This window comes from Desulfitibacter sp. BRH_c19 (assembly GCA_001515945.1).
Lineage (GTDB): Bacteria > Bacillota > DSM-16504 > Desulfitibacterales > Desulfitibacteraceae > Desulfitibacter.
Genome location: LOER01000033.1, coordinates 32,894 through 50,769 on the forward strand (window position 1 = coordinate 32,894; position 17,876 = coordinate 50,769).

16 protein-coding genes are annotated in these 17,876 nt (G+C 34.9%); 1 reads left to right on the forward strand and 15 read right to left on the reverse strand.

Translation table 11 applies throughout. From position 1 onward, the window contains the following. Positions 1 to 103 precede the first annotated feature (103 nt). The 11 genes from APF76_10905 to APF76_10955 form a co-directional block, all read right to left on the reverse strand. Positions 104 to 904 carry a radical SAM protein gene (locus APF76_10905; GenBank protein ID KUO50214.1) on the reverse strand — a complete coding sequence of 267 codons (801 nt, stop codon included), beginning with the start codon at positions 902 to 904 and terminating at the stop codon, positions 104 to 106. Further along, entirely contained in the window at positions 901 to 2,100 is a 1,200-nt protein-coding gene (locus tag APF76_10910) for a hypothetical protein (protein ID KUO50215.1), read from the reverse strand. The genes APF76_10905 and APF76_10910 overlap by 4 nt, the downstream gene beginning before the upstream one ends. A gap of 204 nt (positions 2,101 to 2,304) precedes the next feature. Continuing rightward, positions 2,305 to 3,615, reverse strand: coding sequence for a hypothetical protein (locus APF76_10915; protein KUO50216.1), 1,311 nt, complete (start codon positions 3,613 to 3,615; stop codon positions 2,305 to 2,307). Next, positions 3,608 to 4,435 carry a hypothetical protein gene (locus APF76_10920; protein ID KUO50217.1) on the reverse strand — a complete coding sequence of 276 codons (828 nt, stop codon included), beginning with the start codon at positions 4,433 to 4,435 and terminating at the stop codon, positions 3,608 to 3,610. The genes APF76_10915 and APF76_10920 overlap by 8 nt, the downstream gene beginning before the upstream one ends. Continuing rightward, positions 4,432 to 5,259: a hypothetical protein gene (locus tag APF76_10925; GenBank protein ID KUO50218.1), complete on the reverse strand. Its 828-nt coding sequence runs from the start codon at positions 5,257 to 5,259 to the stop codon at positions 4,432 to 4,434. Before APF76_10925 ends, APF76_10920 begins: the two co-directional genes overlap by 4 nt. A 2-nt stretch (positions 5,260 to 5,261) precedes the next feature. Further along, entirely contained in the window at positions 5,262 to 6,077 is an 816-nt protein-coding gene (locus tag APF76_10930) for a hypothetical protein (GenBank protein KUO50219.1), read from the reverse strand. Continuing rightward, positions 6,064 to 7,617: a hypothetical protein gene (locus APF76_10935; GenBank protein ID KUO50220.1), complete on the reverse strand. Its 1,554-nt coding sequence runs from the start codon at positions 7,615 to 7,617 to the stop codon at positions 6,064 to 6,066. Before APF76_10935 ends, APF76_10930 begins: the two co-directional genes overlap by 14 nt. Positions 7,618 to 7,665: 48 nt before the next feature. Continuing rightward, positions 7,666 to 8,988, reverse strand: coding sequence for a hypothetical protein (locus APF76_10940; GenBank protein KUO50221.1), 1,323 nt, complete (start codon positions 8,986 to 8,988; stop codon positions 7,666 to 7,668). Beyond that, positions 8,975 to 10,342 (reverse strand): hypothetical protein, encoded by a 1,368-nt coding sequence (locus APF76_10945; protein ID KUO50222.1) that lies wholly within the window; start codon positions 10,340 to 10,342, stop codon positions 8,975 to 8,977. Before APF76_10945 ends, APF76_10940 begins: the two co-directional genes overlap by 14 nt. 348 nt (positions 10,343 to 10,690) lie before the next feature. Continuing rightward, positions 10,691 to 11,035 (reverse strand): hypothetical protein, encoded by a 345-nt coding sequence (locus APF76_10950; protein KUO50223.1) that lies wholly within the window; start codon positions 11,033 to 11,035, stop codon positions 10,691 to 10,693. After that, positions 10,995 to 12,014, reverse strand: coding sequence for a hypothetical protein (locus APF76_10955; protein KUO50224.1), 1,020 nt, complete (start codon positions 12,012 to 12,014; stop codon positions 10,995 to 10,997). Before APF76_10955 ends, APF76_10950 begins: the two co-directional genes overlap by 41 nt. 737 nt (positions 12,015 to 12,751) lie before the next feature. Between APF76_10955 and APF76_10960 the strand changes: the two genes are divergently transcribed. After that, positions 12,752 to 14,032 carry a lysine 2,3-aminomutase gene (locus APF76_10960; protein ID KUO50225.1) on the forward strand — a complete coding sequence of 427 codons (1,281 nt, stop codon included), beginning with the start codon at positions 12,752 to 12,754 and terminating at the stop codon, positions 14,030 to 14,032. A gap of 271 nt (positions 14,033 to 14,303) precedes the next feature. Here the strand turns inward: APF76_10960 and APF76_10965 are convergent, their stop codons facing one another. The 4 genes from APF76_10965 to APF76_10980 all read right to left on the reverse strand — a co-directional run bounded on the left by APF76_10965 (position 14,304) and on the right by APF76_10980 (position 17,859). After that, complete coding sequence (locus APF76_10965; protein ID KUO50226.1) at positions 14,304 to 14,948, reverse strand: dimethylamine corrinoid protein 3; 645 nt, start codon at positions 14,946 to 14,948, stop codon at positions 14,304 to 14,306. 28 nt (positions 14,949 to 14,976) lie between these two features. Then, positions 14,977 to 15,288, reverse strand: coding sequence for a dimethylamine methyltransferase (locus tag APF76_10970; protein KUO50227.1), 312 nt, complete (start codon positions 15,286 to 15,288; stop codon positions 14,977 to 14,979). 24 nt (positions 15,289 to 15,312) lie between these two features. Then, positions 15,313 to 16,353: a dimethylamine methyltransferase gene (locus APF76_10975; protein KUO50228.1), complete on the reverse strand. Its 1,041-nt coding sequence runs from the start codon at positions 16,351 to 16,353 to the stop codon at positions 15,313 to 15,315. A 306-nt stretch (positions 16,354 to 16,659) separates the two neighbouring features. Continuing rightward, positions 16,660 to 17,859, reverse strand: coding sequence for a hypothetical protein (locus APF76_10980; GenBank protein ID KUO50229.1), 1,200 nt, complete (start codon positions 17,857 to 17,859; stop codon positions 16,660 to 16,662). Positions 17,860 to 17,876: the final 17 nt, after the last annotated feature.

Below are 17,876 nucleotides of genomic sequence, written 5' to 3' on the forward strand. Positions count from 1 at the left end.
TAAATATCAAGTAATTGAACTACTAAGCCTTTTACCTATCTTAATATTTTTATGCCGTCAAATAAAAAAACAGACCAATCCATGTCGTCTTACTTGGAGAAAACTATATTGCAGCTGTATTTCTACTTTCTTTCTCTGACATCGTACCGTTTTTAATATGATATTCTATATTCCTAAACTGACAAAAGTCTACTACTTGTTGGCTTAATAAATTGTAGAAAGCCCTATAGTCCTTATACTCTCTAACCTTAGGATTATAATTTAATCTCCCGAAAATTATTTTGTCAACAAAGGTAACCGATTTTAATACTTCGGAAAAATTTTGATCTACTATATTGGGTGTAGGGTATGGCTCAATACTTACCCAGGTTTTATACCCTTTCTCATGCAGGTAATATAGCCTTTCAATTCGCTGTCGGTAGGTAGCTGAATTCGGCTCATATTCTTTCCTGTAATCTTCATTTAACGAAATAAGAGTAATGCCATACTCGTTTCTTCTGCTTAATTCTGTAAGTTCTTTTGGAAGTAAACCTTTTGTTAGTGCAGTACATTTGATTCCTGCACTATTAAGCATTTTTATTATATCCATGCTTAACATGCTGATTTCAGGATAGTCAAACATAAATGGGTCGGTTGTAAAACAAAGATGTACTGATATAATTTTTGATTTTAATTTGGGTATTTCCTCTTCCAACAAAGATAGTGTATTGTGTACCACTTGGGGTTCAATCCATTCCTCATATGTGCGTGCTTTACCAAACCGTTTTGCCATTAAAAATGCATAGCATGGGTATTTACATCCATGGGAACACCCCTGCACATGATTTATGGTATAATCACCATACTCTACACCAGTTTTATATAGTAGCGTTTTTCTTGATATGTATTTTGTAACTTTTTTCATTGGATTCGTCTCACCTCAATTTTATATTTTGTGTAGTCAAACCCAGTAGCAACTCTTCCTGTTCTTGTTTTTGAAGGATTTCGGATTATTACAATGGTTCTTTCATCTTCCATACCTTTCAAAGAAGCTCTACAATCTGGTAAAGAGTATGCAATACCAAATTTTTCTATGACTTTGCAATACAAATCAATTAGATTTAAAGAATATCCTCTCTCTTCTAATGTGGAAACTATTCCTTTTTTTAAGTCAAAATCTCCAAAAATACTTCTATCGGGATAGTCATACTCGAATAAAACCATTTGCCCATTGCGTTGATCGTTTAATATTTGTTTCCACTGTTTGTTCATATTATTACACATAAGAAATAGCCCTTCATGGTGATTAGTACCAAAAATCAACCTATATTTAGGAATATTCTTGGTTTTCAGCTTTATAGGTATATTTACGGTATATTTAAATATTTTTTTACCTTTCAATCTTTTTATATATTCATTCACAAAAATTTCTTCAGCCTTGAACATATCGTATTGTTTTAAATGATACTTGGTAAGAATTTCCCGCCAATATTCTCCATCAGCAATACTATTTAGTAACTTTATACCATCCGAAGTATCCAATTTTTCCGCTTCATAAAGTCCTTCATCATCATCATTAAAACCAATACATTCAACATTATATTTATATTTCATAAGGCGGCAACCTTCCCGTAAGAAACCAAAGGAGTTAAAGTTCATCAACATTTCATAGGAATAGAATCCGCTATCCTTTAGTTTGGCAAAACGCTTGAAATCAAGGCTTTTGATTCCATACGGATCTATATACAAAAATATATTTCTGTTAGGTTTCAATATGTTTTCAAAATTTTCCTCAAACGTTCCTTCAATTACCTCACAATTCGCATAAACCTTAAGATTTCCCATTAAATCTTCTGCATATTTCTTCTCGATAAAAACTCCTTGAATATCGGTATAAGCATCTTCATCAAGTACTGATTGAATCTTTTTCGCTATAATCAAAGGCGAACCATCACACCCATCTTCAAACTTACCCATACCAGCAAAACAATCCACTAAAACAACAGGTTTATGCGTGGATAGAATTTTTGCAATATATGGAGTAAGATACCACTCAAGTATGCTATCTTTAATAACAGACCATTTTCTTTTTTTCTTAAAGAACTTATCTGTACCCCCCATATAAATATCCCCCTCGCATAAAACTCTGGTACCATGTTTTGACTATGCACTTGGCTCATATCCAGAACATATGTTCTGGATATATTATACAACTGTTTACCCAATTTGTAAAGGTATTAACAGCCCATAGTGTATTAACAGCCTATTCATAATCTTATTCCAATTATGAAGTTATTCCATACACCTGAAACAGCAAAGGCTATTTTATGTCTCAAGCAGCTTATAAGGCATACCATATTTTCGAAGCTTCATAATGAAATTTGGAGCCTTTCGCCTGTTAAACATCTTATTAAATTTATCTATTTTTCCTTTTAAATAAGCTAATGGAAAATTATTAAGACCGTTTTCCTTGCATGCAAAAATATGCCTTTTGTCTTCCTTATATTCTTTGTCCAGGCTTTCATACAATTTTGATCCTGCCATATAATCAAGAATCTTGACATTTACTTGATCAAAAGGAATATTCAAGGCATACTCAAAAGTATTATTTATGCTCTCCTCCGTTTCCATTGGGGCACCAATAATAAAGTTGCCTACTGTATATATACCAATACTGTCAGCATATCTGATTAACATCTCAACATGCCTTAAATCAAGATCTTTTTGATAAAAGTCAAGAATATGGTTGTTAGCTGACTCTATTCCAAAGCTGATTAATGAAACTCCTGCCTTTTTGGCTAAATCCAAAAATTCTACGTCAATTTTAGTCCAACTGCTTAATGCTAGTTTCATGTCTTTGGTTAAATCTTCATGGACAAACCCTTCAAGGATATCTTTTGCACGAGGCAAATTAAAAGAAAAATTATCGTCCGACACCCATATATTAATATAATTATTATCTCTAATCTCTCTAAACTCACTGAGTACATTTTCCATAGATCTAAACCTATACTGGGTATTCCATCCCTGTCTCTGACAGAATATACAACTATTCAAACACCCCCGGCTTGTTTGTACTAAAGTGGATTTTGCTAGAAAAGGCTTTCTATTAACTGTACCTCCATGCTCAGCAAATCCCGATAATAAAGACCTATCAGGGAAAGGTAATGTGTCAAGCTTCAAAACCACTTTATCCTTTAGCACTATCTCATCCATATTCAAAGTACTATTTACAAGCATATCGACTACGTTACAAATTGACGGTTCTGGTTCACAATCAAAGGTGAAGTCTACATATTCCATCTTTCTAGGAAACAATATGCAATCTTTACCAAATGCCACAATCTTAATAGAAAGTTTTAATTCACCTATAAGCTGTACCATTTGACGGGCTTTGGAAACATTTGTACTGCGTTTCAAAGGAAAGCTGTCAAGTTCAACTACTACCACGTCAGCCTTTTCAAGCTGTTCTATTAAACCCTGTGCACAGAAATTTTCAACGGCATAGTCCTTGTATTCTATCTTGTGTCCAGCTTTTTTTAATATGGATGAAAGGTACAAAAGATCCAATGAAAAACCAAACCTTGCACTTTTTACCTCATCCGGTTCAGGATAAATAAGTAAAATATTAGCCATTTGAAACTCTCCATTTAATAGTTTTAAAATAGTCAATCAAGTGTACCATTGCATACAATCCCCAGGACGTACCATCCTCTATCTCATGATATTTCCATATCCCGTTCTTCAACTGATTTCTGTGCAACCACTCATAACTTCTTTTAAAAACCTTCGTATCTACTCTTTCCCGATATTGTAAAAGACCAATGGTTGCAATTGCTGTGCAAAAAACATCTGAGTCTACTGGGTGGGCCTTCCATGGAGAAAAACCTCCATCTGCCTCTTGGTTTTCGACAAGCCATTTCACCGTATCATCAATCAATTGGGGATTAACAGGCATATAATCCTTTTTTTTAAATGCCATCAATGTATAAGCAGCTTTATAGGTAATGCCTCCGAACTCCTCATACCAGAGTTCTTCCAGCAGTCTTAACTCTGTACTTTCTGCCGCTTCCGGCAATAAATAAAAATACAGACCGCTGACTGGAATCCTGCTAATATCTCTGTTTGATCTTCCCCAAAGACCTTCCTTGTTTCTATGATTGCCCATGAAATTCAACGCACGTTTTATATTGTCCTTGAAATTACTGTAGCCAAGCTGCTTTAAGAAAAACGCATTCCATATAGTATCCCCTATTCCTGCCCAACCACCATCCTCATGTTGTTCATCCAGACATCGCTTGACAATATGCTCAGGTATTGAGTTGGCCGAAAGCCCACTCATCAATAAGATTGAAGATGTCTTTGTAATTCTCTTCAACTCAATATTTTTCCTATTCATCTCTGCAATCATATTTCTAAGAGATATTACTGTTCTCAAAATGTTACCTTCAATCACTTCTTTACCCCCGTTACAATAAAATCAAAAATGATTGCCACATTTCCTTCTGTATTTAAAAAATTCTCCAACTGATCAATATCTGCATGGGCATCTTGTTCTGATATATAACCTACTGAAGTTAATTCAGGAACGAGATTTCTATAAACCTCAAGCATAATTTCTCTATATACTTTATTGTCATCTTCCACAATATTTTTGCCTATAATATTGGTATGTATATTAGTCATACTCAGGCTTTTAAGTATAAATGGAAGTTTTCTCCCTATAAAAGAATCCCCACCCCTGTGCGTGTGTTGATTATATTTGTTGAGTGCATCCATGTAGGATGATTTATATAATGGAAATTTAGGAAACCATATGTTGGAAGACACATCCTTGTCTATCAGTATCATTACCCCTTTTTTCTTCAATAGATCAGCCATGTTTTTTACCGCTCCTATAGGGTCAAACATGTGCTTTAGGGCAAATCTACAGAATACAAGGTCATATTTCCCCTTGATATCAACAGGATTTAGTATGTCATCCTTGGTAAAGTTCACCTGCAGTCCATGGCTTTGTATCAGTTTTCTTGAATAGTCAAATAGATTTTCTGACATATCACAATATGTTACTTCTGCATCTGGAAAAAGTTGTTTAAGCAACACAGTTGTATGCCCTGTCCCAGCCCCTACATCTATAATCCGCTTAAAATCATTATCCCTATACCCCTCAAATAACTGCAACATCTGCTCATGGTAGGCATAACTAAGCTTGATAAGTCTATCCAATTCCATTTTCTTCAAAGGCCGTTCGTCAAATATAAACCTTCCTCTTTTCTGCATATTCATATACATCCCATATTCTGATTAAGTAGTTTTTCAATATTCTTATACAGAACAAGTTCCCTGTCTTCTTGTGTTAAACAATCTAGTGAATTAAACCTTTTTAGAGTTGTAATTGGCTTTTCATAAGGAAAATCCGAGCCAAAAAGCAGCTTTTTGGCTCCCACAATTTCAAGTGCTCTTTTTAGTATCTCTTCATCCGTGATTGTAGAAATATCGTAATATACATTAGGGTATTTGTTTAATGCTTCCAAAGTACTGCTGATTTGATTAATCTCAGGCAGGTATTTATTTTGAACCAGATAGTCTGCCCCAAGGTGTGCCAAAATAATTGTTAACTTCGGAGTATCTTTAAGCATGTCATCGGTGAGCCTTTCAATCTTGTTCTCTCCCCCATGTAGCAATAGTGGAAGTCCGTGCTTTTCCATAAATCTATAAGTTTTCTTAAATCGCTGTGAAAATATATTCCTCCCAGCATAATCCTTCTGAATTCGCTGTCCAAAGGTATGTTCCTTAAAACCTTTAACACCCTGCTCAACCCAATACTGCGGTTTATCATCTACTACAGTAAATGGAATAAATCGACCAGTATGTTTTCGAGCTGCCTCAACAGCATATCTATTTCCCGCTTCAATATCAATCTCAACACTTGGCAGAGGAAATATTATAGTACTCGCAATACTCCCTTCCTCCATATTGGCTAATATAACCTCTTCATCAGCTTCATAATTAAAATTGCGTATAATAAAGTCATTGCTTTTTTTTACTTTTACCCAACCCTGTCGATGAATATGGCAGTGTACATCAATTACCCTCATTATATTCCTCCAAATATGTGGTTAACTTTTCCAGCTCTTCAGTCCTTGTTTTATAACCTTCCAACCATCCATTGTACATAGGTGCTGATAATTCAATTTGCTTATCAAGGGCTTTTTGCATACTATAGACAGCTTGACCATCCACTTTAAAAAAGCCCTCTGCCTCAATCCTATTTTTATTTGTTACTGTTTTTTCAAAGAAGCCTCCTCTTAACTTCTTCAGAACCTTCATCGAAGGGATATTTGCTTTGTGGGAAGTCCAGCCAATTTTTTTTAATTCAGGATGAAGTAAAAAGAGTTTTCTTAATACTATAAAAGAATAGTATCCTCCCCTTAGCTGAGGAATTAAAGAGATTTCAATAAAGTTTGCATTTGTCTTTGTGTTTTTTATTGCAATAATCCCTATAGGATGCTTATACTTGTGTTTTGAAAATATCGTATAAGCTGTGGGTACCTTTTTAAATGAATTGCCTAAAAATGGTCTATAAAGGTCTATTAAAAGGTCAAAGAACTCGTTATTTATACCTTCTTTAAATACTACTTCGTCATCAAGGATAAGGCTGTCATCAGAGAACATTTCTCCCCGAGAAGCATGGCACCCTCCCAAACAGTTCTCCCAGTAGCTGCAATTCTTGCAGTATTCACTTCTCCACCTACCTTCTGTAAATTCTTCGATACATTTATTCTTATCCAATACTTCTGCTGTATCGAGAATAGAAGCTCCCACTCGCTTTTCAGCGCATGGACAAAGCTTTATATTTCCATTACTATCCAAAGCTAATGCTTTTCTTCCTATAATACATGATCTGTTTACTTTCTCTATGATTTCCTCATTTTCTATTACATTATTTAGGAAACATAGCGGGTAGGCTTCGCCATAAGCATTAATTCCCAATTCATTATTTATCTGTACAAGCTGCTGTATTAATAGGGCATGTTCAAAATATCCAAGGGGTTTTTTTAGAAACCCCTCCGCTTTTCCTACTGGAAGAATTCTATTAAGATTCACATCGGTTATTTGTATGCCTTTGTCCTTCAATATTTTAATCGTTTGAAAAAAGGACATATAATTTTCCCATAATGGAGAAAAGAAAATTCCCAAGTCCATACAGCTTTCCCCTATCAGCTTTAGGTTCTTCAATACTTTATTAAAGAGCCCGCTATCCGTGATGCCCATAATTTTATTATACTGCTTTTTGTCCGCACTATGAAAAGACACACTAATTCGCTTTAAATGCCTCTCAAGAAATTCTATATCCTTCTCTTCGATTAATGAAGCATTAGTAATTACCTGATTAGACAGACCCTTTTCAGAAGCATACATTAATATATCCTTCCAGAAGGGAATAAGAAAAAATTCTCCCCCTGTATAACTAATGGTTTTAAAGCCACGCTCAACTATCTTGTCTATGATTTTCTTTATGTCTTTTAGTTCTGAATGCTTTATATTACTTTCAGTACTCCAATCGTTTCTGCAATAGTTGCACCTATAATTGCAAGGATTGGATACATCATAAACAGCCAGCATGTAATTTTCCATGATATCATCAACCTTTATTCATATTTAATTCTTTCGTATTTGGTGTTTTTATTTACTCCAAAGTCTTTCTTTTATACCTATTATCATCTTATTTTCTCCTGGATAATAAAAATCAGCTAACCCATCAATAAAGACCTTTTTCTTTTGCTCAGTTATCTTAATGCTGTTTATTCTTTCAACAGCTTTTATTAAATTTTCCTCTGTTCTTCTTGTATTTCCGTTATCCAAGTAATAATAAACCCTAGCAAGGTCCCAGTAGTGATTATATGTTTTATTATTAATCGATTTTAGGTTATTCTCTGCTACTTTCAGTAATTGTTCTTTTTCCTTATCACCTTTCTCTAGTGCCAACTTAATTTGTACAATAGCTAAATTTCCAAGTGTTTCATCGGCAACTATTTCAGTTGAGGAAGATTTTTTTATTTGTAATGATCGTTCATAATAAAAAATAGCCTTTTTTAGTGTTTCTATTTCATCAAAACCATTATGATCACACTGAGACATCCAGCTGGCGGTGCAATCTATAGGGTGATTCATGCAGATATACTCATTACGATCAGGACATTCACGGTTTAACTCTTCATCTGTCTTAAAATTGTAATATTGCCATAAAAGCTGTCCAAGCAAGTGATAGAGAAGACTTTTAAATCCTTTGTCTTTATCAATAAAATCTCTTTTCAAAATATACTCATAAATTTGATAGGCTTTTCTATATCTATGGAAATCTGCCTCATTGCTCAAAGTGTTCTTAGCATATATTACCTCCAACCAACCATTTCTGCAATAATCCTCGGATACGAGTGCTAAAATCCTAGATTTTTCTTTTATTTCTTCTTGAGTTTGAAACATTTCTTCTATAGACATACTGCTGTCTGGTGAATAGAATTTTTCCTGCACCTTTTTTGCCAAGTCACTTTTCTCTTTTAATGTATTAACATCCTCTTGCACATCATTTAGTTGTTTAATCTTATTATCAAAATCTCTATATTTTTTCCATCCTACAAGCCCTGCTAATGCAATAAGCACTGAAATTAAAGTAAAAATAATCGCATAAGAACTATTTAATGTATCCACACTTAGATAGTTATTACCTATTTTAGCACTCTCTTTTTCTATACCTTCTAATATTCTAGTCAGTTCTTTATACTGTTCACCACTAATAGGTTGGTTTGTTGTATCTATCCTGTCGTCAACCTTTATGGTGAAGGTCACTTGGGTATTTTCCACCATAGGTGTTGTCCTAATGAAATTATTATATCCATGCATGATAGCCAGCATAAACCCAGCCACAATAATAAGAAACCCTACCAAATAAACTAGGTCATACAGTATATCTTTATTTCGTTGTTTGATACTCTTAGTTTCTTGCATATATCTCCACACCCCCATCTCCATCCGCTTTATAAATAAAGCCCTTCTCTACCATTACACCTCGGGTAAATGCAGAGGTGGGAATTTGACTTATCTGCTTCTTTAACGCTTTATCCCAAAGGTTGTATACTAAAACCCCATTTCGTCCATCTGCAATGAAAAGTTGTCCATCATCAATCATCAGATCTCTTGCCTGAACAGTTTCTATAGTTCCAACAAGCTTTATTTCGTGTAAATCCTCAGCATCAAATATTATAACACCATCAGCTCCACAGGCTGCATACAGCATGTTATCATGCTCAAGCACAGTCCAGCATCTGTCTATTATATCTTCATAGGAGTACAAAAGTTTCAAATCATGATCAAAAACCTTAAATCCCTCGTAGGAACATGCAGCAAAAACAGCCCTGTCCCGCGCACACACACCTATAACCTCTTTGCAGTTCTTGTATTGTGTTTGACACTTCATGCTTTTTATATTCTTTTTGTTTACTTTTATCAATCCTTGGGTATACGCCGCCAGGTATACATAATCTCCATAAACACAGCTGTCCCATACTCCGCTTGAAAGTACTATCCCACTCACAAGTTTGGGGTTTTCAGGATTTGTAATATCTATAACTTTAAGCCCTACAGCTTCACATGAGGCATATGCAAAACTACCTTCTACAATGACCTTTGCTATTCTGTTCCTATTGCTTTCAAATCTACCTATCAATTTGAAATCCTGGCTTTTATCATATATTTTTAAACCCAGCACATCTGCTACATAAACAAATTCATCCTGTACAGCTATGTCCTTTGGCCATCCTTTGCATACTAATGTATCATTAAGAATTGGTTTATCAAGGTTTGAGATATCTAATATCCTTAAACCAAATACGTCTGCAATATAAAGCTTAGAACCTGCCAGACATATATCATCTATAAAGGAGTACCCTGGGAAATCAAAATGCACAACCTTCTCACCTTTATGAGTATAAAACTCTATTCCCTGCTGCTTGTATGCAACTGCTATAACATGATTATCCCAATCCAATGCTCTGGGATCTTCAACAAGGTTAGGTAACTTTTCTAATATTTTATCTTTGTTCTTGTCCACTTTAGTCACATTAATCTGTTCTATTAATCCTAGCCTATTATCCTCTTCTACAAATTTGAAACACCTGCCTTGTCTATCCAACGTATAGAGTTCTTCATCCACAACTTCCAAGCTTGCAAACCCCACAAATGGAATATATTCGGATTCTTTTAATGTGTTTTGGTCAACAAAGATAAAACCCCCAGCTACATACCCTACTACATATTTTTTCCACACAACAACCCTATGCCAATTGCCCCCAATTTTTTTCACAGGTGTACAGCTCCTTTTAAAAACATAAAAGACAGTAATCACTTTACACTTGCATATTTCTCTGCTAATTGAATACATCTTGATTATATCTTTACTATCAATAATTTATTGACAATAATAAATGGAAAGCAAAGAGAAGTTGCTTATCTCTGCTTTCCATTTATTTAATCTAATTACAATTACAGTTTGTGCAACCAAAACACCAGTTTCCACCATTAAACTCTTCCCATATTTCCTCCGAAAAGTTCATACCATCTTCCTTTTCAAAAAGTGGAGTTTGATAAGTTTTTTTATCAACAGCAACCTTGTCAATCTTGATATTTTCCATACTCTTTATCCTCCTTAAATTCACTTTTCTATTAATATGTTATTGCTAACCCAATTTTGTACCATAAAATTCAAATCTTCCTTAAGCTTTAATGTTTCCACTTCATACACCGCCATCAAGATATCATATATATCTGAAAGTTTTTTTTCACCGTCAAAAAGTTCAAGCATATCATATGCAACTTCATTCAACCTATATATCGAACCATCAGAAATATCAAATAAAAAGAACTTCTTGCTGTTAAAATCTCCCTGATATAAGCTGAACTTATCAGCTAAGAAATACACTTTATCTTCCACCTTTTTCTCCCACTCCTTATTAATACTATTTCCAGCATTGTGGGTCATCTGCCATATAGTTTCCATTGACCGTATATGCTATCGCCCTGCAACCTCCACAATTAGCAAGAATACTACAGTTTTTACATTTTCCCCCCAGCAGTTTCTTATTTCGTAGCTTCCATAGCACTTCAGAGGTATACCATATTTTGAATAATCCATCTGTCAAAATATTTCCTACTGGTATTTCTAAACGTCTACAGGGTAAAACAGTACCATCATTTAAAATACACAGACTTGTCAAACCCACAGGACAAAATCCCCCAAGCTGATTATCTATCAATCCCCAAAGAGGCCGTGACACTCTAACTCTCAAGTCAGAAGCCTGCTCAACTTTCTTTTTCTTTTCATATATTTGTTTATATATTTTATATAATTCATCTGATGGTATATAAAAGTTATTTATATCCTCATCATTCATTGGCGTAATTCTTTCTATAGTAAGAGCATCAATCTCCAATTCCTTTGCGAGATCCATAACTGCAACAGCATCTCTTACATTTAGTCTATGTAGTGTGAACATTATAGAGACAAAAAATTTGTTTCTTTTAATGATTTCAATAGCCTTTACTGCTTTGTCAAAGCTTCCAATTCCCCTGATTTTGTCATGGGTATCTGCATTATATCCATCAATTGATATCTGAATCTCTTTAAGTTTATTATACCTTTTAAGCTGTGCTGCTAATTCATCATCAATCAAAGTTCCATTACTTAATATGCCTACCCAATAAAAATTATTGGATTTTTCAAAATAAGAAAGCAGGTCAAGAAGTATATCTTGCTTCAGAAAGGGTTCTCCCCCAGTAATAGACACTCTTCCTTTCTTATTCCACTTTTCTAGCGTATTATCCATGGTTTTAGCTATTTTCAATAATTTATCTTTATCCAGTGCTTTGACCTTGTAGCCTTCTTGATAGCAGTGAACACACCTCAAATTACATTCCTCAGTAATATGCCACTGAAAATAAAAATGGTCTTTCTGATCCTTTCTTTCATTAACAACCATTATAAATTCCTCTCAAGTACATTGATTGTTACAACATTTAGTAAGTACTGATTTTATCTTAGCATATGTATTAGAAAAATGGAATGTATGTTTTATGTTTTTTTGGTCTAAGATACACTCACCTCTGGATTTATCTTCAATTGAACCAATACTCTCTCTAATAGTAATTGACTTACAAAATCCTAACTTTCAATGCTTTATTTTCTCTTGGATCATTTTATTAAAAGGCATATCGCTTGTATCATAAACTAGGAAGATCTTCTTTAGCTGGAACATGGCGTAAAAATCCGGCTTAGTCCGGTATCAAATCCGCCTACAAAAAAAATCGAATACTCTTGCAGGATTTTTTTCATCTATATATTCAAGCTTTCTGAAAGAGAACTGTCTGCCCTCCATCAGTACTACAAATATATGCTAAGAAATCCACCATCAACTTTTTTTTTGCTACTTCTACTGTGCCACGATAACATTGATACGTATAGATTTTCAGCAGATTTAAATATTCTATAGCATTGAACTCTTCAGAATATCTTTTTATTTAGTTATTATTCTTCTATTTTTTGACAGCCTGTAAAGTAATGGATTTTTGAGTAGTGGTAACATTTTTATGCCTTTTATTAATAAAGTAGAGCATTTTATGTTACTTCTTGTATGGAGTAAATTATCAATTGGAGGAAATACTAAAAAATACATTATGTCTCATTATTACAAAATCCTCAGTAACATGGGAGGTTAAGATGATAAGACTTTCTTCTAACATTAGAGATTACAAAACTATAAAAAAGTGGAAAGACGTGCCACTTGATAAATGGAACAGTTGGCAATGGCAACTTAAAAACCGAATTACATCTACCGATGAGTTAAAAGATGTTATAAAACTCACAGGGGAAGAAGTAACTAGTATAAACAAAGCCTTAGAAAATCTAAGAATGGCTATTACACCCTATTATGCTTCTCTTATGGACCCCATTGATCTTAATTGCCCTATTAGGATGCAGGCAGTTCCCGTATCAATGGAGTTAGAGGATGGGCAGTATGATCTGGAAGATCCACTTCATGAAGATGTGGATTCTCCTGTTCCTGGCCTCACCCATAGATATCCAGACAGAGCCCTATTTCTTGTAACTGATCAGTGCTCAATGTATTGTAGACATTGTACACGTCGAAGGATGGCAGGTACTCATGATAAATCCATGCCCTCCAATCAAATAGAAAATGCACTTGAATATATTCGTAATACTCCTGCAATACGAGATGTTATCTTGTCAGGCGGCGATAGTTTATGTATATCTGAAAAGAAACTTGATTTCCTTTTAAATAAATTAAGAGAAATTCCACATGTAGAAATAATCAGAATTGGCACAAGGACACCTGTTGTAATGCCTCAACGTATAACTCCTGAGCTTTGCAATGTCATAAAAAAATATCATCCAATTTTTTTAAATACACATTTTAATCATCCTAAAGAAATAACTAATGAGTCAATCAAAGCATGCGCCATGCTTGCTGATGCTGGTATACCACTTGGAAACCAATCGGTACTTTTAAAAGGTGTAAACGATTGTCCCTATATTTTTAAGGAATTGAACCACAAATTACTTCAACTGAGAATTAGACCTTACTACATTTACCAGTGTGACTTATCTTCCGGTTTAGAGCATTTTAGAACCTCCGTTGCCAAAGGAATTGAGATTATAGAATTGTTAAGAGGCCATACTTCTGGATTGGCAGTACCAACATACGTAATTGATGCCCCAGGAGGTGGAGGTAAAATACCAGTGATGCCACAATACTTAATTAGTCAGTCAGAAGGTAAAGTAATTTTAAGGAATTATGAGGGTGTAATTACTGCCTATACAGAACCAAGAAATAATAATAGTAGTTGTGAAGATCGCAATGAATGTCCACATCTACCTAAAGGAGAAATGGTAGGTATAGAAAAATTAATTAATAGCCGCAAGTTAAGCCTTGTACCTAAAGGAAACTTAAGAGAAAAACGGAAGGAAGAATTTCACTAATGAGATATAGAAGACTTTGTTCTTGATAAAGAAACTAGAACAAAGTTTTACGGAAAGCTGGAGTTCTTTTTGAGAAAAAAATAAATTCGGTTACAAATATAATGGTAGGTTCATAAATAATTGCCATATTTGGGATAGCTATTAAAACATGAACCTATGGGTTAAGAAATTACACGCCAGACATTGATCTTCTATACAAAAAATTAGGGTAACCTACTCAAAGGCTACCCTTCTCCAAATCATGTTGACACTTCAGTATTTCAGATGCCGTTTAACTTGTTTTGGCCTTAACAAGCTTTAATGCCTTGTTAACTCCATCTATTGCATTTTCTGCATAAGCGTCTGCCCCTATTCTTCTAGCCCATCTTTCTGTCAATGGCGCACCACCTACAATGGTAATAAACCTTTCTCTTAACCCCTCTTTGCGCAGAGTATCTTCTAAATCTTTTTGTCCCTGCATGGTTGTAGTTAACAATGCACTAGTACCAATTATATCGGCATTAACCTCAAGAGCTTTTTCTATGAAGTCAATTGTCGGAACATCCCGCCCGATATCATGTACTTCAAATCCATTAGCATTAAATAAAGCAACTACTATAGATTTCCCAATATCATGCACATCACCTTTTACTGTACCAATTACTGCCGTTCCTACTTTATTGCTACCCACTTCAGATAATTGCTCATTAAGCAGGGTAGATACTTTTTCCATTACCTGAGAACTATGAACCAATTCTGGCAGGAATATTTTTCCTCTTTCAAAAAGATCACCAACTTTAACTATGCCTGGAATAAATCCTTTTGTCATTAATTCTAAAGGATCAATATTTTCTTGTAGCCCATTTTTTACAATCTCTTCAGCTTTATCCATATTAGAATCTATAATGGACCTAATAGCTAATTCATACAATTCCATTGCTAATACCCCCTTATTGTAAATTACTTTATCTTATTTTTTCATAAAAACGTTTTACAGAATTGATATCTATCCCCAATAATTTACCAATATTACTCTGTGCCTGAATACCCCTGGCCTTCCTAGGAGGAGCAGTGACACTACCAATATCCATATCTTCTCTAACTTCGTTCATTATTACTTCATCGCTCAATTCTGCTACACTAACGTGTAGTTTATCAGCAACATGCTTTTTTGCTTCACCAATCCGCATACCAAGGGTCATTTGCATACGTGCAACCAGATCTCCGGAAGTACGTAACCCGCCCATACCCGAGGCTAATGAATGGCTAGCAATCATACCTAATGGATCGCCGGAGCCTATCTACAATCCATCAATTTTTCCAACCTCTGCTAGAGCAACCGATACCCTACTAACCACGTCTACTGGAACAACCTCTACCGTAGTTACCGCACCTACCCCTAATCCTGCATTTGCATGCACAGGAATACTTGAAGCTTCAGCACATGTTTTACAGAAAGTAACGGTACGTGCCAAATTAAAGGCAAAGGATTTATTGGTGACATTGTTAACTACTGGTCCGAAAATACTTACTCCAGCCTTTTCCGCTAATTTGACTTGTTCATGAGGGTATAATCCGGCTAACTTCACGCCATCATAAGAGATGCTACCATGCATTCCTAAAACAAACTCGCCAGCCATACCCATTTCAATACAAATATCAGGATACTTTTTCTTTAATATTTCAGTTGCTTTCAAAGATGCATAAAAGTCGGCATCACCTGCTGCACCGGTTGTATCAAAGTCTATCCCCTGAGCACCACCTTCATACAATTCACTTGCAACATACACTAGATCCTTTATACAATATTCAGCTGCTTCTTCTTGAGCAGCTTGTGCTTCAGATATTTTACCTTGTGGAAGCAATTCTGCCCAATTAGCAACCGGACCATCTGGCCTACTATATGAACCCAAGTTAGGCATAGCCCCATACATTAAGGGAATAGTTAAGATTTGTGAAGCTTGTTCCATAATGGCTCTTTCCTCAGAAGCTAATGCCTTTACTGTCTTATAACTATAATCAATAAACCCTAGTTCTGCTGTGTCCATACCACAAATTCTTTCATAGGTCTGTAGTAATTGAATTCTACTGACAGAAAATCCTCTAGGAACAGCCGCCATGGAGGGCGAATCACCTGTCATAATTACTTCATTCCCTGGTTCAACCCCAACAAATTTACCTCTTCTACAACAAATTTCTAAAAGTTGTAATATTTCATCTTCTGAAAGAGGTGAAATTTCTCCTCTTTCAGCAGCGTCTTGAGTACCTGCCTCCAAATCTGCTCTTATCTCATCTACAGAAGCATTGATTATGGAGCCATCACCGAGTCTTGTAAATACCATTTAGAATCCTCCTTCATTATTGTAATTACCAATTCACAAGTTTTATCGTACCTTAGTAAAGATATTGCAATATTTATGCCATTTTTAAAATGCTTGCCTAAGTCACTCTGTTCTTAGAGCCCATGGAGAAAATTTCTATAACGGCTGACAAAAAGTTGTCTAAAATGCTTAAAAATTAGCACTTGGAAACTCATACTAATACACTCTTTTTTGATTCTAATTAATAAAACCACCCAAATGACTGGGCAGCTTTATTAGTGCAAACTAGAAACCTCCCAACTCCTGAACAATTTTTTAATCTAATAGTTATCTACATATTGCTAAAATCGTATAGATGTATACTTTGCAGGCATTAATAATATCTTCAATTGGGCAAAATTCTTCTTCAGAGTGTGCAGATGAAAGGTCGCCGGGTCCATACACTATGGTATCAATACCACCTATGTGACTAAGGATACCCCCATCCGTCCAAGCAGGAAACGTAGATACCTCAAAGGTTTTCCTGATTTGTAGATTTGCATTTTTAGCAACCTGAAATATTGGTGAGGCTTCATCACATACTAAAGGTGGAAAACCGATTTGATTACTTTTATCTCTCATAAAGGAGGCCTTCGCCTTTAAGTCAGAATCAGTTTCACTAAGTTTTTTTATAACCTTATTAAGTTCATCAATAATCATTTCTGGGCTTTCACTTGGCAACCACCTTCTGTCGATTTGTAATATGCAATCTCCCGCTACCGTACTTGGTTGAGTACCACCTCGAATTAATCCAAGATTTAGAGAGGCCGATCCCAAAACGGGGTGACTTCTCTTTCTTATTTCTGGAAGAAGATTATTTAGAATATCTGTTATTATTTTATTCATCTTATCAATTGCATTTATTCCATTATCAGGCTTACCACCATGGGCATATTTGCCTTCAACAGATATCTGAACCCATTCTAAACCTCTGTGACCATTATGTATTTCAAGGTTAGTCGGCTCCCCTACTATCGCGTATTTAGCCTTTGGACCATTTTTTACAATGAACTTCGTACCTTCATTCCAAAATTCTTCATCTATAACACCAGTAAAAAATACTTCCCCATCAAGCTCAATTTTTGCACGCTTGATTACTAAAATAGCCATAATCATAGCTGAAATTGCGCCCTTCATATCTACAACACCACGACCATACATTTTTCCATCTTTTATAAAACCTTTAAAAGGATCAATAACCATGTTCTTTATATCAACAGTATCCAAATGACCATTTAGCACCAATGACTTCTCTTGGTTATTTCCATCCCCATAAGAGCCTATAACGTTTGGTCTCCCATCAATTACATCTATACACTTAGAGTCAATATTATTTTTTCTTAAAAAACTATTTATATATTCAGCTATTTTCTTTTCAGGTTGAGGTAGACCATGATAACTTGGAATAGATACTAGTTTTTGAGTTAAATTAATTAGTTCCTCTTCATCTAGCAGTAATGAAGCTCTATTATAGTCCTGATTATTCACTATTATCCCTTCCCTCA